A 19,784-nucleotide genomic window follows, 5' to 3' on the forward strand; every position below is an offset into this window, starting at 1 on the left:
GCCTTACTAACTCCTTCTGGGCCTCGATGATCTGAAGCAGCTCGCTGTCGAAACCTACATAACTCTTTGTTTACCAAGGAGTTTTCCGTTTCGACTGCGCCGGAAGTGGGGCGAATTATAGACTTCCAGAATCTGCCGTCAACCCTTAATTCAGCTTTTCTATCAATCCATCCCGACAATCACGGAATTCGTCTATATAGGAAGGAACCCTTAACTAATTGAGCAATATATTGCCCAACGCTCAACAGTTAAGCATCATAGCCACTCGGTTTCTTTCAATACGACCTCGGACGAATACCCTCAATGACCACTTCCCCGCGTAGCCTGGCTTCGACACTGTTTCCGGTCGGCCTGCTACTCATTGCCATGGCCTCTATTCAATCAGGCGCCTCACTCGCCAAAAGCATGTTCCCCATCGTGGGCGCCCAGGGCACCACCACCCTGCGCCTGATTTTCGCCAGTGTGATCATGCTGCTCCTTTTACGCCCATGGCGCGCCAAGCTGACAGCCAAGTCGTTGCAGACGGTGATCGTCTACGGGATGGCGCTGGGGGGAATGAACTTCCTCTTCTATATGTCGCTGCGTACCGTTCCGCTGGGAATTGCAGTAGCCCTCGAATTCACCGGCCCACTGGCAGTCGCCATCTACGCTTCGCGACGCGCCGTAGACTTTCTCTGGATAGCCTTGGCGATTGTCGGACTTCTGCTATTGATCCCAGTGGGCGAAGCCAGCAGCGGCATTGACCTCACAGGCGCCGCCTATGCACTCGGCGCAGGTGCGTGCTGGGCACTCTACATTCTGTTTGGCCAAAAGGCCGGCGCCGACAATGGCGTTCAGACTGCGGCCCTCGGCGTAATGATTGCAGCGTTGTTTGTTGCACCGATAGGTATCGTCCACGCGGGCGCCGCACTCCTCACACCCTCGCTGATCCCGATCGCCATTGGTGTCGCGGTTTTATCCACCGCCCTGCCCTACACCCTGGAGATGGTCGCCCTGACTCGCCTGCCAGCCCGCACGTTCGGAACCCTGATGAGTATCGAACCCGCGTTCGGCGCCCTGTCCGGGCTGTTTTTCCTTCAAGAGCACTTGTCCCTGGCGCAATGGCTGGCCATCACCTGCATTATCCTGGCCTCGGTGGGTGCAACCCTGACCATGCGTAACGAATCAAAACCACTCGTTCCAGCCGATTGATTCAGGATTTGACGTAGCTATGGCATTTGCCGCTCAATTAGGCCATGTTTAGGTCGTAACCCAGTGTCATTCATGGAGATTTTCGATAAGGACATCATGAACGCTACACTCGAGAGCGAGCAAAGCCAGCTTCGTGCACTTAAGCGAGGCGGCTATTAAGGATAGTAATGAAGCGAATTTTGATGCTGTTCATGATTGTGGCAATCGCAGGTTGTGCCGCGACCACCAAGACCGAAGTAAAACGGGGAAAGAAGGGCCTGCATATCAACTGCTCAGGCCTGTCCTCTTCCTGGGACCAGTGCTACGCCAGTGCAGCTAATTCGTGTGGCGCCAAAGGCTATAAAGTCATCGCCAAGTCGGGGGACAACGCCGAAGACCCAGGCGACTACCCGTTCGGTCTTAACCCCGCCGGCTACACAAGCCGAAGCATGATTGTCATCTGCAAGTAACTGTCGATGACCTCACAGCCTCGACAGCTGCTGGCTGAGCACCTCGTAGTTCGATGACAGGACCTGTGCCTGCACCTGCGGGTCGACCATCATCCGCGCCACCACCAGGGCGCCGATGCATTGCGACAGAATCGACCACGCCAGGGCCTCGCTGCCCAGTGTTGCTGCCCACCCCACCTGCAATCGGCAAATCCAGTCCTGCGCCTGTTGACGAACGGCCACATCAGATCGCGCAATCTCCGCCCCCAGGCTCGGCAACGCACATCCGGCTTCGGATTGCTCCACATGGGCCATGCTCAGGTAGAACTTCAAACAGCGATCCAGCCGCTCACGGCTTTGCACCCCGTCGCCATTCAATCGCTCAAGGCTGTGGCTCAATTCACGCTCGACAATCGAACTGAACAATTCATCCTTCGAAGCGAAGTGGCTATAAAACGCACCGCCACTCAAGCCAATGGCCTTCATCAAGCCATCCACCCCGACACTGGCAAAACCCTCTTTCTTCGCCAGTGCCGCACTGCTGTCCAGAAGCTTTTCCCTGGTTTGCTGCTTGTGACTAGCCGAATATCGCATCGCTTCCTCCACTGTGCTGTCAGCTTGACGCCTGCTGGATCGTAGCATAACGTTCGTTTGGCAAACGATCGTTTACTAAAGGATCTCCCATGACGAACAACAAGAAAATCGTACTGGTAGTGGGTGCCGGCGATGCCACAGGTGGTGCCATCGCCAAGCGTTTCGCCCGTGAGGGTTACGTCGCCTGCGTCACCCGGCGCAGCGCCGATAAACTGCAACCCTTGGTGGATAGCATCCACGCAGCAGGTGGCGAGGCGCATGGCTTTGCCTGCGATGCCCGCAAGGAAGAAGACGTTATCGCGCTGATCGAACGGATTGAAACCGAACTGGGCCCCATCGAAGCCTTCGTGTTCAACATCGGCGCCAATGTGCCGTGCAGCATCCTGGAAGAAACCGCCCGCAAGTACTTCAAGATTTGGGAGATGGCCTGTTTCTCAGGCTTCCTCAACGCGCGGGAAGTGGCCAAGCGCATGGTCACCCGTAACCGCGGCACCATCCTGTTTACCGGTGCCACGGCCGGGTTGCGTGGAGCCGCCGGCTTTGCCGCGTTCGCTGGAGCCAAACACGGGATCCGTGCACTGGCGCAAAGCATGGCTCGCGAACTGGGCCCACGGAATATCCACGTCGCCCACGTCGTCGTGGATGGCGCCATCGACACCGACTTCATCCGCGACAACTTCCCGCAAAAATACGCCCTCAAGGATCAGGACGGCATTCTCAATCCGGACCACATCGCCGATAACTATTGGTACCTGCACAGCCAGCCCCGGGACGCCTGGACCTTCGAGCTGGACCTGCGCCCCTGGAATGAACCCTGGTAAGCGCGCCCCATAACAATAAACTGCGAGTATCCAGCATGAGTAAAACAGTAGAATTTTTCTTCGACCTCGGCAGCCCTGCCACCTATCTGGCCTATACCCAACTTCCAGGCCTGTGCGCTGCAACCGGCACCCAGCTGATTTACAAGCCAATGCTGCTGGGCGGGGTGTTCAAGGCCACCGGCAATGCGTCACCGGCCACCGTTCCCGCCAAAGGTCGCTACATGTTCCAGGACCTGGCACGCTACGCCCAGCGCTACCACGTTCCGCTCAAGTTCAATCCGCACTTTCCCATCAACACATTAATGCTGATGCGTGCGGTCACCGGCGTCCAAATGCGCCAGCCCGAACGCTTTCTCGACTTCATCGACTGCCTGTTCCACGCACTCTGGGTCGAGGGCCGACACTTGGGAGACCTGTCTGTGGTAGCCGCAGTGCTGACCGAACACGGCTTTGATCCTGAAGCAGTCCTGGCGCTGACCAACGATGACGAAGTCAAGACAACCCTCAAGGACAACACCGAACACGCGATTCAGCGTGGCGTATTCGGTGCCCCCAGTATGTTCGTCGGCGACCAGTTGTTCTTTGGCCAGGATCGCCTGGACTTTGTGCGCGAAGCGCTGGGCTAGATCGCAGCCGTGCGCACCTGCAACCACTCCAGCGCTGCACCGCTGAGCAGCGGGCTCAGGCGCTCACGGACGTGTGCGTGGTAATCGTTGAACCACTGGCGCTCCTCCACCGTCAGCAATAACGGCTCCAGGCAACGGGTGTCGATCGGACACAGTGTCAGTGTCTCGAACTTGAGGAACTCGCCAAACTCGGTCTTGCCCGCTTCACGGTTTAACACCAGGTTCTCGATGCGCACACCCCAGCGGCCCGGCCGGTAAGTGCCGGGCTCGATGGAGGTAATCATGCCTGCCTGCATTGCCGTTTGCGGCGCCGCGACGGCTTGGTACGCGATCACCTGCGGGCCTTCATGCACATTGAGGAAATAGCCGACGCCATGACCGGTACCGTGGCCGTAGTCCACACCCTCGGCCCAGATCGGCGCACGGGCGATGGAATCCAGCAGCGGCGAAAGAATGCCCTTGGGGAAATGCGCGCGGGACAAGGCAATCACACCTTTGAGCACCCGCGTGCAGTCGCGCTTCTGCTCTTCGCTTGGCGTCCCGATAGGCACCATCCGCGTGATATCGGTCGTGCCGCCCAGGTATTGGCCACCCGAGTCGATCAGCAGCAAGCCATCGCCCTCGATCAGCGCGTGTTCTTCTTCAGTCGCGTGATAGTGCGGCATCGCGCCATTGGCGTTGAATGCGGCAATCGTATTGAAGCTCAGCGACACATAACCCGGACGACGGGTACGCGCTGCCGTCAGGTGCTCATCAATGGTCAGTTCGGTGATGCGCTCACGGCCCAACGCGCTGTCGAGCCAGGCGAAGAATTCACACAGGGCCGCGCCATCCTGCTCCATGGCCTGGCGAATGTGCTCGGCGTCCGCCAGGCTCTTGCGCGATTTGGCCAAGGTGGTCGGGTTAAGCCCCTCGATCAGCGTGACGCTACTGCCCAGGTTTTCCAGCAAGCCGGCGGTCACCCGGGCCGGGTCGACCTGCACACTCGCGCCCGAAGGAATGTCCTTCAACGCCGCTGCGACTTCAATGTAATCGCGCAGGGTCACGCCATCCTGCTCCAGCACCGCGCGAAGCTCGGCGTCGACTTTGCTCAGGGCCACAAACAGCGTCGCCTGCTGCTGGCCGATCAAGGCAAACGAGACAAACACCGGGTTGAACGAAACGTCGCCACCCCGCAGGTTAAACAGCCAGGCAATGTCATCCAGGGTCGCGATGAAATGCCAGTCGGCCCCCTTTTCCTTCAAGCTGGCACGCAGGGCTGCGAGCTTCTCGCCACGGCTGACGGTGGCCTGGGGTGGCAGATGTTGATAGATCGGTTGGTTCGGCAAGGTTGGACGGTCTTGCCAGACTTCATTCAACAAGTCGATATCCGTGCGCAAGCGTGCACCACGTGCCTCCAGCTTGCTGCCCAGGGTGCGCGCCGAGGCCACGGCCATGACCGCACCATCAACGGCCACCACGCCGCCTTCCGGCGTTTGCTCCGCGAGCCATTCCAGCGGCCCGGGCTGGCCGGGTTGCAGCTTGACCAACTCGATGCCACTGCCCTTGAGCTCCTTGGTCGCCTGTTCCCAATAGCGGCTGTCTGCCCATACACCGGCAAAATCCGCAGTAACAATCAGCGTGCCCACCGACCCATGGAAACCCGACAACCACTGACGGCCCTGCCAGTAACCCGGCAGGTATTCGGACAAGTGCGGATCCGCCGACGGCACCAACAGGGCATGAATGCCCTCGCGGCTCATCAGTTCGCGGGTGTGCGCCAGGCGCTGGGGAACCGTTCCATGGGTCAAAGGCTGTGTGCTCATCGTGTCTCCTGCTAACCACTAATAATTGTTATGGGGTCAAACGGCCCAGAAAGCCGGTGCGCTGGCCAGTGCGGCCTTGATCAGTTGTACCGCCTGATCGATATCCTGCTCGGTGGTAAACCGCCCGAGGCTCAAGCGAATGGTGCGACCTGCGCTGCGGGCATCATGGCCCAGCGCCAGAAGCACATGGGACGGTGCATTGCTCGCCGAATTGCAGGCCGAAGTGGCCGAGAAGGCAATGCCCGCGCTCAACGCGGCGGAATTGAACTCGCCTTCGCTGAACGTCAGGCTCAGGGTGTGGGGAATGCGTTGGGTAAGGCTGCCATTGAGGCGCACCCCGGCAATTGTATTCAGCTGTTCCAGCAGGCGCTCGCGCAAGGCAACGATGGTCGCCTTTTCTTCAGCAAAGGACGCTGCCGCCAGGGCAAACGCGGTACCCATGCCGGCAATCTGGTGAGTTGCCAGGGTGCCCGAACGCAAACCACCTTCATGGCCACCGCCGTGAATCTGCGCCAGCACTTTCTGCTGCGCACGTGGGCCGACGTACAACGCGCCGATACCCTTGGGACCATAGAGTTTGTGTGCGGAAAATGACATCAGGTCCACTGGCCATTCGGCCAGGTCAATCTCGACCTTGCCTGCGCCCTGCGCCGCATCCACGTGAAACAGCGCGCCATGCTCGCGCACGCGTGCGCCAATCGCCCGGATATCGTTAAGAGTGCCCAGCTCGTTGTTCACCAGCATCAGCGACACCAGGAAGGTGTCCTCACGCAATGCTTCGCTCACCGCCTCGACACTGATCAAACCCTCGGCGTCCGGCACCAGGTACGTCACGGCAACCCCGGCTTCCTGCAACTGGCGAGCGGTGTCGAGCGTGGCCTTGTGTTCAATCTGGCTGGTGATGATGTGCCCGCCGGCCACGCCGCGCGCCTGGGCAACGCCCTTGATGGCGAGGTTGTTGGACTCGGTGGCACCGGAGGTCCAGACAATCTGTGCCGGCTCGGCGCCGACCAACTCAGCCACCTGGCCCCGTGCCTGCTCAACCGTTTGCCGGGCCTGTTGGCCGAACGCGTGGGAACTGGACGCAGGGTTGCCGAAGTTGGCATTGAAGCCCAGACACTCAACCATCACCTGGATGACCCGCTCATCCACCGGCGTGGTGGCGGCGTAGTCGAAATACAGCGGACGTTTATTCATGACGTTAAAGACTCGCAGAGCAGGTTCCCGAGAACAACGTCTCAGGGGCCGCAATCAGGAAGGAAGATGGTTTACCTGATCCCGTGCCGTTAAAGAAAGACCACTTTATTTAAAAGTGCGTAGGAACGCTCCTGAAATTCAGCTTAACAGGCTCCGGGAAACGGATGGCAAACAAAAAGCCCGAGGTTCCTGTGGGAAACCTCGGGCTTTTCAGACCTCGCCACTGACTCAACTGGGGCGACCGTGCAGCGTCATGCTGCGCTCGGCATTCATCTCACCCTGACGGTCGAAACCGAAGGTGTTCTGTGGCCGGCCGGTCAGTTCGGCTTTCTTCTGTTGGTATTCATCAAATGACAGGCCTCGACGGCTCAGGGCTTCAAGCGCCAGTTCCTTGCTCTCCTCGGCCGAGTAGCCACGCAGTTCGGGCGACGAATGTGTCGCACAACCGGCAAGGACTGAGGTGACAAGCAATACGGAAATGGCGAGAAAACGGTTCATGGCGAAGGTCCTGCGAAACGGGCTGAAGTCAATGAGTACAGGCTACTCCCGCCCCTGCACGGTGAAAAATCATCAGCCGTGATAGTCGCTATCAACCTTTGCGACACTTCTGATAGTCGCGCCTTATATTCTATGTAGATCTATAAATATGGAAATACGTTCATTTACGGAATAAACACAACCCTCTATAAATGGCCTCAACACTCACGCCACTGTTCGCCTGGCAACTGTTGCCCAGGCAACAGTCATTCAACAAAACACCAGGCAGACAACACCACCATTTTCCAACACCTGGCACAGAGGCCACGCCAGTCAAGGGCTGCACAGCTTGGTACAGCTCTTGCTCAAGCCCTGCTACTGCTCTTGCCCTGAGCCACTGTTGAAAAAGGAACTGTTGATGACCCGTCCACTGAATGTCGTTGCCCTCTCCGGCGGAACCTGGCGTCCGTCCCGCACCCTGGTGTTGACCCAGGCGGTGCTGGCCGAACTGGCCGATCAATTGCCGATCCAGGCCACCCTGATCGAACTGGGCGACATTGCCCGGCCGCTGGGCGGCGCACTGTCCCGCCAGGAATTGCCCGCCGACGTCGAAGCGCAACTGCAGGCCATCGAACAGGCCGACCTGCTGATCGTTGCCGCCCCGGTGTATCGCGGCTCCTACCCCGGCCTGCTCAAGCACCTGTTCGACTTGGTCGACCTCAACGCCCTGATCAACACCCCGGTGTTGCTGGCGGCCACCGGCGGCAGCGAACGCCACGCCCTGGTACTCGATCACCAGTTGCGCCCGCTGTTCAGTTTCTTCCAGGCCCTGACCTTGCCCATTGGCGTGTACGCCACCGAGGCCGATTTCACCGATTACCACATAACCAGTGAGCCCTTGAAGGCCCGCATTCGCCTTGCTGCAGAACGCGCCGCGCCGTTGTTTGCCGCGCATCCCACCTCTCTGCTGAAAATCGCTTAAGGATTTGTCATGGATGTTTTCTGGTTTCTGCCTACACACGGTGACGGCCACTACCTGGGCACCACCCAGGGCGCTCGCCCGGTCACCCTCAACTATTTGAAACAAGTCGCCCAGGCCGCCGACAACCTCGGCTACCACGGCGTGCTGATTCCCACCGGCCGCTCCTGCGAAGACTCCTGGGTGATTGCCTCGGCGCTGGTGCCGTTGACCGAACGCCTGCGTTACCTGGTGGCGATTCGTCCGGGGATCATCTCGCCAACCGTCTCGGCCCGCATGGCCGCCACCCTCGACCGGCTGTCCAATGGCCGCCTGTTGATCAACGTGGTGACCGGCGGCGACCCCGACGAAAACCGCGGCGACGGCAGCTTCCTCGATCACAGCGAACGCTACGAAGTGACCGACGAATTCCTCAAGATCTGGCGCCGCGTGCTGCAAGGCGAATCGGTGGATTTCGAAGGCAAACACCTGCGCGTGCAGAACGCCAAGGCACTTTACCCACCGGTGCAGAAGCCATATCCACCGCTGTACTTCGGCGGTTCCTCGGACGCTGCCCACGACCTCGCCGCCGAACAAGTCGACGTGTACCTGACCTGGGGCGAACCACCGGCCGCCGTCGCCGAGAAACTCGCCGACGTGCGTGAGCGCGCCGCCCGCCACGGGCGCACCGTCAAATTCGGGATTCGCCTGCATGTGATCGTGCGCGAAACCGAAGAAGACGCCTGGAAAGCCGCGGCCAAACTGATCGAGCACATCAGCGACGAGACCATCGCCGCCGCGCAAAAATCCTTCTCGCGCTTTGACTCCGAAGGCCAGCGGCGCATGGCCGCCCTGCACGACGGGCGCCGCGACAACCTTGAGATCGCCCCCAACCTGTGGGCCGGCGTCGGCCTGGTACGTGGCGGCGCGGGCACGGCCCTGGTGGGCAACCCTCAGCAAGTCGCCGAGCGCATCAAGGAATACGCAGACCTGGGCATCGAAAGCTTCATCTTCTCCGGCTACCCGCACCTGGAAGAGGCGTATCGCTTTGCCGAACTGGTGTTCCCGCTGCTGCCGGAACCCTACGCCAGCCTGGCCGGGCGCGGCGTCACCAACCTCACCGGACCGTTCGGCGAAATGATTGCCAACGACGTCCTGCCGGCAAAAGCCAAGGCCTGACCTGCCGTCTGCCGGGGCACGCCCCGGCACACCATGAGGAATACCGCGTGACAGCCAAACCCAACAGCGTCCTGCCCTCACCCTTGCAGACCGCCAAACTGCTGGCCGCCGAATTTGCCCTCACTGCCGTCGAACGCGACGAGCGCGGCGGCACACCGAAGACCGAACGTGACGCCCTGCGCCAAAGCGGCTTGCTGGCCCTGAGCATTCCCACCCAGTACGGCGGCCTCGGCGCCCGCTGGAGCGAAACCCTGGAGATCGTGCGCGAATTCGCCAAGGTCGACAGCTCCATCGCCCACGTCTTCGGTTTTCATCACCTGATGCTCGCCACCGTTCGCCTGTTCTCACGCCCGGAGCAATGGCAACCCTGGTTCGAACAAACCGCGCGCAAGAACTGGTTCTGGGGCAACGCCCTCAACCCGCTGGACACGCGCACGGTGGTCAAAGCCTACAACGGCTGGCGCGAATTCTCCGGCAAGAAGAGCTTTTGCTCCGGAGCCAGCGACTCGGAAATGCTGATCGCCTCGGCGGTGGATGAAAGCGCCGGCGGCAAGCTGCTGATCGCGGCCATCCCCAGCGGGCGCAGTGGCATCACCCTGCACAATGACTGGAACAACATCGGCCAGCGCCAGACCGACAGCGGCAGCGCCAGCTTCGAACGGGTACGCGTGGAAGAGTCGGAATTGCTCCTCGATCCCGGCCCGCTGAGTACGCCCTTCGCCTGCCTGCGCCCGCTGATCGCTCAACTGACCTTCACCCACATGTTCCTCGGCATCGCCGAAGGCGCGTTTGCCGAAGCCCGGAATTACACCCTGACCGAAACCCGGCCCTGGCATAAATCCACGGTGCAGGACATTCGCCAGGACCCGTACGTGCTCAACCACTACGGCGAATTCTGGGTCGCGCTGGAAGGCGTGCGCCTGCTGGTAGAACGCGCCGCCGAACTGCTGGACCAGGCCTGGGCCAAGGGCCCGAGCCTCAGTGAAAGCGAGCGCGGCGAGCTGGCCATCGCCATCGCCACGGCCAAGGTCGCTGCCACCCGCAACGGCCTGGAGCTGTGCAGCCGCCTGTTCGAAGTCACCGGCGCGCGCTCCACCCACGCCTCGCTGCGCCTGGACCGGCACTGGCGCAACCTGCGCACGCAAACCTTGCACGACCCGGTGGACTACAAGCTCCACGAACTGGGGGACTGGGCGTTGAACCAGTCCCTGCCGATTCCCACGTTCTACTCCTAGAAGAGGTGCCCATGCAGCTTTTAACCTTACCGCCCTCGCCCGCTCTTGCGACCTCGATCCGCGCCACGGCCCAGGTCTTCGAAGACCCCAAATCCCAGGCGCTGCTGGCGCACATCCAGCAAGTCGCGCCCAGCGAAGCCAGCGTGTTGATCATCGGCGAAACCGGCACCGGTAAAGAGCTGGTGGCGCGCCATATCCACAACCTCAGCGCCCGGCGCAACCGGCCCTTCGTGGCCGTGAACTGCGGCGCGTTTTCCGAATCCCTGGTGGAAGCCGAGCTGTTCGGCCATGAAAAAGGCGCCTTCACCGGCGCCCTCAGTGCCAAGGCCGGCTGGTTCGAAGAGGCGGACGGCGGCACCTTGTTCCTCGATGAAATCGGTGACTTGCCGATGGCGATCCAGGTCAAGCTGCTACGGGTACTGCAGGAACGCGAAGTGGTGCGCCTGGGCTCACGCAAAAGCATTCCCATCGACGTGCGGGTATTGGCGGCCACCAACGTTCAGTTGGAGAAAGCCATCAATGCCGGGCATTTCCGCGAAGACCTGTACTACCGCCTAGACGTGGTCAGCCTCGAACTCAGCCCCCTGCGGGATCGGCCCGGTGATATCCTGCCGCTGACCCGGCATTTCATCGAAGCCTACAGCCAGCGCCTGGGTTACGGCCCGATCACCATCAGCCGCGAGGCCGAGCAGAAACTCAAAAGCTACAGCTGGCCGGGCAACATCCGCGAGCTGGAAAACGTGATCCACCACACCCTGCTGATCTGCCGCAATGGGGTGATCGAGCGCGACGACCTGCGCCTGTCGAACATGCGCATCGAGCGTCAGGACGACAGCCAGCACGGCACCGACAACAGCGCCGAAGCCCTGCTGGAACGCGCCTTTCAAAAGCTCTTCGAGGAACAGGCCGGGGCCCTGCATGAAAAGGTCGAGGATGCGCTGCTGCGCGCCGCCTACCGCTTCAGCCATTACAACCAGGTGCACACCGCCAACCTGCTGGGCCTGAGCCGCAACGTGACCCGTACCCGTTTGATCAAGATCGGCGAGCTGGCGGTGAACAAGCGACGCCCCGGCGAAAACGTACAGGGCGAGCGCATGCTGCACCTGTCAATTTAGGCGGCAGTGCAGAGCGTTGTCATGGCTGCGCTCGATGCTGCGCAGCACCTGGAACGAACCGAAGGTCACAGCCGTGGCCTGGTGGGCGCGTATCAGCGTCCAGAAATCTTCCTCACCGTGCTCAAAACACTTGAAGGCCGCTTCCCCCTCCTCGCGGGAGCGCCATTGCAGGTAGCTGAGCACCCGGCGTCCATCATCGCTGACCTGCACGCTGGCATTGATAAAGCCACCATGGCCTTGGGCCAGGCGCTCGCTTTGCGATGACAGGGCCGCTACCAACGCGGATTGCTGCTGAGGCTCGATGTGAAATTCGACCATCTGGGTAAAACTCAGACTCTTCTCTAATACCTGCATGAACATTCCCCCCTCACTGTAGGCACAATCTTGCGATTCGATGCCACGCAGGGTAAAACCTCTAGTTAAGTCAAGGTCAAGGGCTTTTTCATGGTCACCAAAGAACTCACCGTCGGCCAATTGGCAGCCCGCAGTGGCGTGGCGGTTACCGCGCTGCACTTTTATGAAACCAAGGGATTGATCAAGAGCCACCGCAACGCCGGCAACCAGCGGCGCTATCCGCGGGATGTGCTGCGCCGGGTGGTGGTGATCAAGATTGCCCAGCGTTTGGGCATTCCCCTGGCGACGATCCATGACGCGCTGCAAACCTTGCCCGATGGCCGCACGCCCAACGCTGCCGATTGGGAGCGCCTGTCTGCGCTATGGCGTGAGGACCTGGACCAGCGCATCGAAAAACTGATGTTGCTGCGGGATAAACTCAACGGCTGTATTGGGTGCGGGTGCCTGTCGCTGGAGGCGTGCCCGCTGCGCAATCACGACGACGTACTGGGTGAGCGCGGGCCTGGGGCACAACTCTTGGAGCCGTCCACATAATGGCGGGGTAAAACTCGATCAATGTGGGAGCGGGCTTGCTCGCGAAAGCGGGGTGTCAGTCGCCAGATGCAGTGGCTGATCCACCGCCTTCGCGAGCAAGCCCGCTCCCACACAAGCCCGCTCCCACATTTTGATCGCCGTCAGACTTAGAATCCCGGGGCAATCTGGCCTTTATAGCGGGTCAGGATGAACTGGCGCACTTCATCGGAGTTCAACGCCTTGGCCAGTTTCTGGATGCCAGGGTCATTGATGTTGTCCGGGCGCGCGACCAGGTACTCCACGTACAGGCTCTTGCCCTTCTCGACGATCAACGCGCTGTTGGTGTCGATCCCCGCTTCCAGGGCGTAGTTGGCAAACACGAACGCCAGGTCCACCTGGCTCACCGAGCGGGCCAGCAACGCACCTTCCAGTTCACGAATTTTCAGGTGCTTGGGGTTTTCAACGATATCCCGCGGCGTGGCAAGGGTGTTGCTCGGGTCCTTGAGCTTGATCAGGCCGGCTTCGTCCAGCAGCACCAAGGCGCGGCCAGTGTTGACCGGGTCGTTGGGGATCGACACTGTCGCGCCGTCTTTCAACTCCGAGATATTTTTGATCTTGGTCGAGTACGCGCCGAAAGGCTCGATGTGCACACCGACCACCGGCACCAGGTTGGTATTCCGGGTCTTGTTGTAGTCATCCAGGAATGGCCGGTACTGGTAGTAGTTGGCGTCGATGTTCTTCAGCGCCAGTTGCTGGTTGGGCTGGATGAAATCGGTGAAGACCTTGATTTGCAGGTCCACGCCTTCCTTGGCCAGCACCGGCTTTACGAACTCGAGGATCTCGGCGTGAGGCACGGGCGTGGCGCCGACGACCAGCGTCTCGTTGGCAAAGGCATTGAAGGACAAGACAGCGGCCAAGATGGCCAGGGATTTTTTCATGGTTGCTCCGAAGGCATTAGTTATAGGAATCAACGGCGGCTGTAATGCGCCACCAAACGGTCACCGGTCATCTGCAGGGCCTGCACCAGCACCAACAGCAGCAACACGGTGACCACCATCACGTCGGTCTGGAAACGCTGATAGCCGTAGCGGATAGCCAGGTCGCCCAGGCCACCGCCACCGATCACCCCGGCCATGGCGGTGTAGTCCACCAGCACAATCGCGGTGACAGTGACCGCTGCCAGCAGCCCGCCCCGGGCTTCCGGCAACAGCGTGTGGCGGATCACCTGCCAGGTGCTGGCGCCCATGGATTGGGTGGCCTCCACCACGCCACGGTCGACTTCGCGCAAGGCGGTTTCCACCAGCCGCGCAAAGAACGGCGTACAGCCCACCACCAACGGCGGAATGGTGCCGGCCACGCCCAGGGAGGTGCCCACCAGCAAGGTGGTCACCGGGATCAGCACAATCAGCAGGATGATGAACGGCAGCGAGCGCAGCACGTTGACCACCACCGACAGCGCCCGATACACCACCAGGGTTTCGTGCAACTGGCGCTTGCCGGTGAGGAACAACAGCACCCCCAGCGGCAACCCCAGCAGCACGGTAAAACCCAGGGCCGCGCTGAGCATGCTCAGGGTTTCCAGGCAGGCTTGGCCGATGTCGGCCCAATAGATGTTTTTAAACAGCTCGGCCATGGGTCAAGACCAATCGTGACGCGGTGGCTTGGCGCCGTTGAGCAGCCAGTTGCCCACCACGTGATACTTCCAGCGCACCGGGTCATGCAGGGTATGCACCCGTGCATTGCGCCAGTGACGGTCGAAGTTGTGCTTCTTCAGGGTGGAGCGGGTGCCGCCGAGTTCGAAGAGCTTGTTGCTGGCTTCAATGGCGATTTCAGTGGTCAGTACCTTGGCTCGCGCGACAGCCAGGGAGGCGTGGGCAACGTTGTCTTCATCGGGTGCCGGGCGCGCGGCGTCCAGGGCCTTTCCGGCCCGCTCCAGCAAGGCTTCCGCCGCTTCCAGGCGAATATCCAGCGCGCCGACCTGGATGATAGTCAGCGGGTCTTCACTGGCGTTTTCCACCCCGGCATCGATCCATGGACGGGCGAATTGCCGGACGAACTGCACCGTGTCACGCAACGCGGCACGGGCGATGCCGGCATCGATGGCGGCGGTGGTCAATTGAGCGAAAGGCCCGGCCAGGGTCGGCGAATCGTAGGAGCGATGGGTAGGAAACAGATTGAACGCCGGCACCTTCAAGCCTTCGGCCAGCACCGTGCCGCTGGAGGTGGTGCGTTGGCCCATGCTGTCCCAGTCGTCGACCACCACCAGGCCTGCGGTGCCGCGCGGCACGAACGCCAATTGCGCATTCTGCTGTTCATCCAGCGCCAGCACCGCCAGCCAGTGGGCATACAGCGAACCGGTGCAATAACCCTTGCGACCGTTGATCACATAGCCATCGCCTTGCCGGCGAATGGTCGCCTGGATGTCCTGGACGTTCTTGCCGCCGGTTTCCGACAGCGCATTGGCAAACCGATGCCCTTCCAGCGCCAGGCCAAAAAAGTACGCCTGCTGCTCGGGCGTGCCTTGCAGGCGGATATCTTCCAGCAGGCAGTAATGGTTCTGCGGGATTTGCCCCAGCGAAGGGTCGGCCGCCGAGATAATCGCAATCACCTGGGCCAACACCGCGTATGACACCTGGGCACCACCAAACTCGCGGGGCACGCTGATGCCCCACAGACCGCTGTTGGAATACAGGTCGACGACCTCCGCAGGCACCTGGCGGGTGCGATCGCGCTCGGCGTCCTGTTCCAGCAACACGGCAGCGACTCGGCGGGCAACGGCCAGTGCGTGGGCCTCGTCGCGGATCAACTCGGCGTGGGGCGTGTGAATCGGGTAATCGGCAGATACAGGCAGTACAGACATACAACGCTCTCGGGCGAATGGTTTGCCAGAGGCATTGCAGCTTCTGTGCCTGAGGCGCCTGGCCTTCAAACACAAGGGTTTGCTCCCGATATACGCGCGGCAGACCGCCCTTGGCGCAGCAAACTGCCGGTTTGCTGTTGCCTGGGCAACACCTCGTCGGCTGCCCGCAAGCCACGGCGCACGTGGCCTATAGTGAAAAAGCCGTCCCTCCACAACCACCATCAAGGAGAACGATATGAGCGTTAAACCCATTCCCGAGGGCTACCACAGCATCACGCCGTACCTGGGCATCGACAAAGCCGCTGAAGCCATCGAGTTCTACAAACGAGCCTTTGGTGCCACCGAAGTCATGCGCCTGGACATGCCCGACGGCAAGATCGGCCATGCCGAACTGCGCATTGGCGATTCGGCGATCATGATGGCCTCGCCCTGTGGCGAAATGTCGTTCGGCAGTCCGGGAAAAGAACACCCCAGCGTGTGCCTGCATCTCTATGTGCAAGATGTCGACCAACAGTTCGCCCAGGCCATCAAGGCCGGCGGCACGGCGATTTCAGAACCCAAGGATCAGTTTTACGGTGACCGTTCCGGGACGCTGAAAGACCCCTTCGGGCATGTGTGGTTCCTGGCCACGCGCAAGGAGGACTTGACCGAGGCGCAAGTTCGCCAGCGGGCCGAGGCGTTGTTCAAGCAAGGATGAAGTCGCCTGGGCGACGCAACCCAACGGTAGGAACTGGCTCGCCTGCGATGGCATCACCTCGGTGCGACTGATACACCGAGTTGCCTGCATCGCAGGCAAGCCAGCTCCCACCGTTGACCTGCACTGCCTGAAAGATCGGGCTTCAACACACTTCATGAACAACCCCTCCACGCTTTCCCCCTTGCCCCGGGCGCCGTGTGATTTCAGGATGCAAGCAATCATCACAAGGAGTCATTCCATGTTCGCCGGATTCCAAAAAGACCAGCGCCACGTCAACGGTGTGGACATCAGCTACCGCAAAGGCGGCGCGGGTCCCGGCCTGCTCCTGCTGCACGGGCACCCGCAGACCCACGTCATCTGGCACAAGGTCGCCGAGCAACTGGCCGAACACTTCACCGTGGTCGCCGCCGACCTGCGCGGTTATGGCGACAGCAGCAAGCCCGCTGCCATTGACCATCACACCAATTATTCAAAACGTGAAATGGCCCGCGACGGCGTCGAGCTGATGAAAGCCCTGGGCTTCGACGAGTTCTCGGTGCTGGCCCACGACCGTGGCGCCCGCGTCGCCCATCGCCTCGCCCTGGACCACCCCAAGGCCGTGCAGCGCATGGTGCTGCTGGACATCGCACCAACCCTGTCCATGTACGCCCAGACCGACGAAGCCTTTGCCCGCGCCTACTGGCACTGGTTCTTCCTGATCCGCCCGGCGCCGTTGCCCGAGAGCCTGATTGAAGGCAACCCGGAACTCTACCTGCGCAGCGTCATGGGCAGCCGCAGTGCCGGGCTCAAGCCGTTCACCGATGAAGCCTTCGCCGAATACCTGCGTTGCCTGAAACTGCCCGGCACCGCCACCGGGATCTGCGAGGACTATCGCGCCGCCGCCGGCATCGACCTTGAGCACGACCGCGCCGATATCGCCAAGGGCAACCACCTGGAGCTGCCGCTGCTGGTGATGTGGGGCGCCGAAGGCACCGTCGGGCGCTGCTTCGAACCCCTCAAGGAATGGCAGAAAGTCGCGACCGACGTACGTGGCAAGGCCCTGCCGGCCGGCCACTACATCGCAGAAGAAATCCCTGAAGTGCTGCTCGGCGAAGTCCTGACCTTCCTTCGCTGAGCCTTTATGAACCGCTGACCTGACCGATCCCGCCCCGCAGGCTTGAAACAGCCTGCGACGGGATCTGCTTGCCCAAAAAACGTCTCGAGATAATAAAAATGACAATCAGAAAACTGCTGGGAACCCTGTATGTGCAGGTGATCATCGCCATTGTGCTGGGCGTGTTGATCGGCAACCACTGGCCTCAGGTGGGCATCGACCTCAAGCCGTTGGGCGACGGGTTTATCAAGCTGATCAAGATGATCATCGGCCCGATCATCTTCTGCACCGTGGTCTCCGGCATCACCAGCATGCACGACGTGAAGCAGGTGGGCCGCGTCGGCGGCAAGGCGCTGCTGTACTTTGAGATCGTCTCCAGCATCGCCCTGGTAATCGGCATCCTCGCCGCGCACCTGCTGCACCCCGGCGTGGGTTTCAATATCGACGTGAAGACCCTCGACACCTCCGCCATCGCCGGTTTTGTCGGCCAGGCCGAACACGGCGAAGGCGTCACCGGGTTCCTGATGCATGTGATCCCCACTACCTTCTTCGACGCCTTCTCCAAAGGCGAAATCCTCCCGGTACTGTTTGTGTCGGTGCTGTTTGGCCTCGGGCTGGTGATGATCGGCGAGAAGGGCCGGCCCCTGGTCGGCGTGATCAACCAGGCCAGCGAAGTGTTCTTCCGCATCGTCGGGATGATCAGCCGCGTCGCGCCGATCGGGGCCTTCGGGGCCATCGCCTTCACCATCGGCAAATACGGCCTGGGCTCGCTGCTGCCGCTGTTGAAACTGGTGGGCACGTTCTACGTCACCGCGTTTTTCTTCGTCGCCGTGGTGCTGGGCAGCATCGCCCGGTATGTGGGGTTCAGCATCTTCAAGCTGCTGACGTACATCAAGGCTGAACTGTTGATCGTGCTGGGCACCAGCTCCTCCGAGTCGGCCCTGCCGCAACTGATCCAGAAACTTGAAAGCCTTGGCGCGTCCAAAGGCGTGGTGGGGATCGTGGTGCCCACCGGCTACACCTTCAACCTGGACGGCACCAACATCTATATGACCCTGGCGGTGCTGTTCCTGGCCCAGGCGACCAATATCGACCTGACGCTGGAGCAACAACTGACCCTGCTGGCGGTGGCGATGCTTACCTCAAAAGGCGCCGGGGCGGTGGTGGGCGCAGGTTTTGTCGCGCTGGCCGCCAGCCTCGCGGTGGTGCCGACGGTGCCGGTGGCGGCGATGGTGCTGATCCTGGGTGTGGACCGGTTCATGGCTGAATGCCGCTCACTGACCAACATCATCGGCAATGCCGTGGCGGCGCTGGTGGTGGCGGCCTGGGAAGGTGAACTGGACCGCGAAAAAATGGCGCCCATCGCCCTCAAGCACGGCCGCCATGCACGGGCCGCCGCCCAGGCGAAGATCGCCGCCGAGTAACCCTTAAACACCAATCCCCTGTGGCGAGGGAGCTTGCTCCCGCTGGGCTGCGCAGCGGCCCCAAGATCTTTGGGAGCGCTACGCACTCCAGCGGGAGCAAGCTCCCTCGCCACAGCAAGCTCCCTCACCACAGAAGCTCCCTTGCCACAGCAAGCTCCCTCACCACAGAAACTCCTTCGCCATACCGGTGCTATTCTGGCGGTTCATGCCGCCATGCCTGTTTCTGATGAACAACAAGAAAGATACCGTGCCCCTACCTGAAGACCTGCGGGTATTCCTGACCGTGATCCGCAAGGCCGGCTTTGCTGCGGCTGCCGACGAGCTGGGTTTGTCCCCGGCCTACGTCAGCAAGCGTATCCAGATTCTCGAAACCACCCTCGCCACCCGCCTGCTGCACCGCACCAGCCGCCGTATCGCCCTGACCGAAGATGGCGAGCGTGTGCAGCGCTGGGCCGTGCGGATTCTCGAAGACTTCCAGCAGTTGTCCGACGAGCTTTCCGACGCCCACGACAGCCCGCGCGGCCACCTGCATTTGTGCAGCAGCTTCGGTTTCGGCCGTAACCATGTGGCACCGGCCTTGTCACTATTGGCCGAACAATACCCGGGCCTGGAGATTCGCCTGGACCTGTTCGACCGGGTGGTGGATATCGTCAGCGAGGGTTTCGACCTGGAGATTCGCGTGGGCGACGACATCCCCGGGCAACACATCGGCCGCCGGCTGGTGAGTAACCGGCGGGTGCTGTGTGCGGCGCCCGCCTACCTCGAACGCCGTGGTGTGCCGCAGCACTTGAGCGACCTGGAACAGCACGACTGCCTGGTGCTCAAGGAGCGCGACAACGCGTTTGGCATCTGGCACCTGGAGCGCGATGGCGTGCAGGACAGCGTGCGCGTGCGCGGGCCGTTGTCGTCGAATAACGGCGAGATCGTTTTGCAATGGGCCCTGGACGGGCGCGGCGTGTTGCTGCGTTCGATGTGGGATGTGAAGCCGCTGCTGGAGCAAGGGAAACTGGTGCAGGTGCTGCACGACTACACCCAGAGCGCCAACGTGTGGGCGGTGTACCCGACGCGGCTGGCCTACTCCGGGAAGTTGCGGGCGTGTGTGGAGTTTTTGCAGGAGCACTTCAAGGGGTTGTCGATTTAGCGTGCCGGGTTTGAGTACATATCCGTTGCTGCGGTAACGGCCGCTGACGGTTCTGCTCTTACAGCGGCCTACCGGC

The 19,784-nt window shown here is 61.2% G+C and carries 21 protein-coding genes; 13 read left to right on the forward strand and 8 right to left on the reverse strand.

The genetic code is table 11. The annotated features are described in order from the left end of the window. Nucleotides 1–303: 303 nt before the first annotated feature. Together rhtA and HX801_RS30605 are read left to right on the forward strand one after the other, a co-directional pair. Complete coding sequence (gene rhtA / locus HX801_RS30600; protein WP_003210146.1) at nucleotides 304–1,191, forward strand: threonine/homoserine exporter RhtA; 888 nt, start codon at nucleotides 304–306, stop codon at nucleotides 1,189–1,191. Nucleotides 1,192–1,358: 167 nt separating this feature from the next. After that, entirely contained in the window at nucleotides 1,359–1,640 is a 282-nt protein-coding gene (locus tag HX801_RS30605) for a hypothetical protein (protein WP_003210144.1), read from the forward strand. A gap of 12 nt (nucleotides 1,641–1,652) precedes the next feature. Here HX801_RS30605 and HX801_RS30610 read toward each other — a convergent pair whose 3' ends face one another. After that, nucleotides 1,653–2,213 (reverse strand): TetR/AcrR family transcriptional regulator, encoded by a 561-nt coding sequence (locus tag HX801_RS30610; RefSeq protein ID WP_003210141.1) that lies wholly within the window; start codon nucleotides 2,211–2,213, stop codon nucleotides 1,653–1,655. An 89-nt stretch (nucleotides 2,214–2,302) separates the two neighbouring features. Here HX801_RS30610 and HX801_RS30615 point away from each other — a divergent pair, with 89 nt between their 5' ends. After that, the gene (locus tag HX801_RS30615) at nucleotides 2,303–3,034 is read left to right on the forward strand and encodes an SDR family oxidoreductase (protein ID WP_003210139.1); all 732 of its coding nucleotides are present in this window, start codon (nucleotides 2,303–2,305) and stop codon (nucleotides 3,032–3,034) included. A 35-nt stretch (nucleotides 3,035–3,069) separates the two neighbouring features. Beyond that, nucleotides 3,070–3,660 carry a 2-hydroxychromene-2-carboxylate isomerase gene (locus HX801_RS30620; protein WP_102369598.1) on the forward strand — a complete coding sequence of 197 codons (591 nt, stop codon included), beginning with the start codon at nucleotides 3,070–3,072 and terminating at the stop codon, nucleotides 3,658–3,660. Here HX801_RS30620 and HX801_RS30625 read toward each other — a convergent pair. From HX801_RS30625 to HX801_RS30635, 3 genes are all read right to left on the reverse strand, one after another. Further along, on the reverse strand, nucleotides 3,657–5,465 hold the full coding sequence (locus HX801_RS30625) for an aminopeptidase P family protein (protein ID WP_177023338.1): 1,809 nt from the start codon (nucleotides 5,463–5,465) through the stop codon (nucleotides 3,657–3,659). The genes HX801_RS30620 and HX801_RS30625 overlap by 4 nt on opposite strands. Before the next feature lie 36 nt (nucleotides 5,466–5,501). After that, nucleotides 5,502–6,662, reverse strand: a complete 1,161-nt coding sequence (locus HX801_RS30630; protein WP_087695274.1) for a cysteine desulfurase family protein — start codon at nucleotides 6,660–6,662, stop codon at nucleotides 5,502–5,504. 228 nt (nucleotides 6,663–6,890) lie between these two features. Continuing rightward, nucleotides 6,891–7,160, reverse strand: a complete 270-nt coding sequence (locus HX801_RS30635; RefSeq protein WP_003210133.1) for a hypothetical protein — start codon at nucleotides 7,158–7,160, stop codon at nucleotides 6,891–6,893. 397 nt (nucleotides 7,161–7,557) lie between these two features. On the opposite strand from HX801_RS30635, the gene msuE reads away from it, so the two are divergent. From msuE to HX801_RS30655, 4 genes are read left to right on the forward strand one after another with little or no spacing between them, the layout of a single operon-like run. After that, nucleotides 7,558–8,121, forward strand: coding sequence for an FMN reductase (msuE, locus tag HX801_RS30640; RefSeq protein ID WP_003210131.1), 564 nt, complete (start codon nucleotides 7,558–7,560; stop codon nucleotides 8,119–8,121). A gap of 9 nt (nucleotides 8,122–8,130) precedes the next feature. After that, the gene (gene ssuD / locus HX801_RS30645; RefSeq protein ID WP_003210130.1) at nucleotides 8,131–9,276 is read left to right on the forward strand and encodes an FMNH2-dependent alkanesulfonate monooxygenase; all 1,146 of its coding nucleotides are present in this window, start codon (nucleotides 8,131–8,133) and stop codon (nucleotides 9,274–9,276) included. Between the two features lie 47 nt (nucleotides 9,277–9,323). Beyond that, nucleotides 9,324–10,511 carry an acyl-CoA dehydrogenase family protein gene (locus HX801_RS30650; RefSeq protein WP_003210129.1) on the forward strand — a complete coding sequence of 396 codons (1,188 nt, stop codon included), beginning with the start codon at nucleotides 9,324–9,326 and terminating at the stop codon, nucleotides 10,509–10,511. Between the two features lie 11 nt (nucleotides 10,512–10,522). Continuing rightward, entirely contained in the window at nucleotides 10,523–11,626 is a 1,104-nt protein-coding gene (locus tag HX801_RS30655; RefSeq protein ID WP_003210127.1) for a sigma-54-dependent Fis family transcriptional regulator, read from the forward strand. Here the strand turns inward: HX801_RS30655 and HX801_RS30660 are convergent. Continuing rightward, nucleotides 11,618–11,980, reverse strand: coding sequence for an antibiotic biosynthesis monooxygenase (locus HX801_RS30660; RefSeq protein ID WP_032898632.1), 363 nt, complete (start codon nucleotides 11,978–11,980; stop codon nucleotides 11,618–11,620). The genes HX801_RS30655 and HX801_RS30660 overlap by 9 nt on opposite strands. Nucleotides 11,981–12,070: 90 nt before the next feature. Here HX801_RS30660 and soxR point away from each other — a divergent pair, with 90 nt between their 5' ends. Next, nucleotides 12,071–12,514 carry a redox-sensitive transcriptional activator SoxR gene (soxR, locus tag HX801_RS30665; RefSeq protein ID WP_008430848.1) on the forward strand — a complete coding sequence of 148 codons (444 nt, stop codon included), beginning with the start codon at nucleotides 12,071–12,073 and terminating at the stop codon, nucleotides 12,512–12,514. A gap of 146 nt (nucleotides 12,515–12,660) precedes the next feature. On the opposite strand, the gene HX801_RS30670 is transcribed toward soxR, so the two are convergent. Genes HX801_RS30670 through HX801_RS30680 form a run of 3 tightly spaced genes read right to left on the reverse strand, consistent with a single transcriptional unit; the run spans nucleotide 12,661 to nucleotide 15,353 of the window. Further along, the gene (locus HX801_RS30670) at nucleotides 12,661–13,431 is read right to left on the reverse strand and encodes a MetQ/NlpA family ABC transporter substrate-binding protein (RefSeq protein ID WP_003210120.1); all 771 of its coding nucleotides are present in this window, start codon (nucleotides 13,429–13,431) and stop codon (nucleotides 12,661–12,663) included. Nucleotides 13,432–13,460: 29 nt separating this feature from the next. Next, nucleotides 13,461–14,126, reverse strand: coding sequence for a methionine ABC transporter permease (locus HX801_RS30675; protein WP_008430846.1), 666 nt, complete (start codon nucleotides 14,124–14,126; stop codon nucleotides 13,461–13,463). Nucleotides 14,127–14,129: 3 nt separating this feature from the next. Further along, nucleotides 14,130–15,353, reverse strand: coding sequence for an SfnB family sulfur acquisition oxidoreductase (locus tag HX801_RS30680; RefSeq protein ID WP_087695269.1), 1,224 nt, complete (start codon nucleotides 15,351–15,353; stop codon nucleotides 14,130–14,132). Between the two features lie 235 nt (nucleotides 15,354–15,588). Here HX801_RS30680 and HX801_RS30685 point away from each other — a divergent pair, with 235 nt between their 5' ends. The 4 genes from HX801_RS30685 (at nucleotide 15,589) to HX801_RS30700 (ending at nucleotide 19,708) form a co-directional block, all read left to right on the forward strand. Further along, entirely contained in the window at nucleotides 15,589–16,050 is a 462-nt protein-coding gene (locus tag HX801_RS30685; protein ID WP_003210114.1) for a VOC family protein, read from the forward strand. Between the two features lie 238 nt (nucleotides 16,051–16,288). Then, a complete protein-coding gene (locus HX801_RS30690) occupies nucleotides 16,289–17,164 on the forward strand; it encodes an alpha/beta fold hydrolase (protein WP_177023339.1) in 876 nt (291 codons plus the stop codon). Nucleotides 17,165–17,262: 98 nt separating this feature from the next. Next, nucleotides 17,263–18,567, forward strand: coding sequence for a C4-dicarboxylate transporter DctA (gene dctA, locus HX801_RS30695; RefSeq protein WP_003207293.1), 1,305 nt, complete (start codon nucleotides 17,263–17,265; stop codon nucleotides 18,565–18,567). A gap of 226 nt (nucleotides 18,568–18,793) precedes the next feature. Further along, nucleotides 18,794–19,708: a LysR substrate-binding domain-containing protein gene (locus tag HX801_RS30700; protein ID WP_177023340.1), complete on the forward strand. Its 915-nt coding sequence runs from the start codon at nucleotides 18,794–18,796 to the stop codon at nucleotides 19,706–19,708. Nucleotides 19,709–19,784 lie beyond the last annotated feature (76 nt).

The organism is Pseudomonas sp. G1002 (assembly GCF_013385455.1).
In the GTDB taxonomy this organism is placed as follows: Bacteria; Pseudomonadota; Gammaproteobacteria; order Pseudomonadales; family Pseudomonadaceae; genus Aquipseudomonas.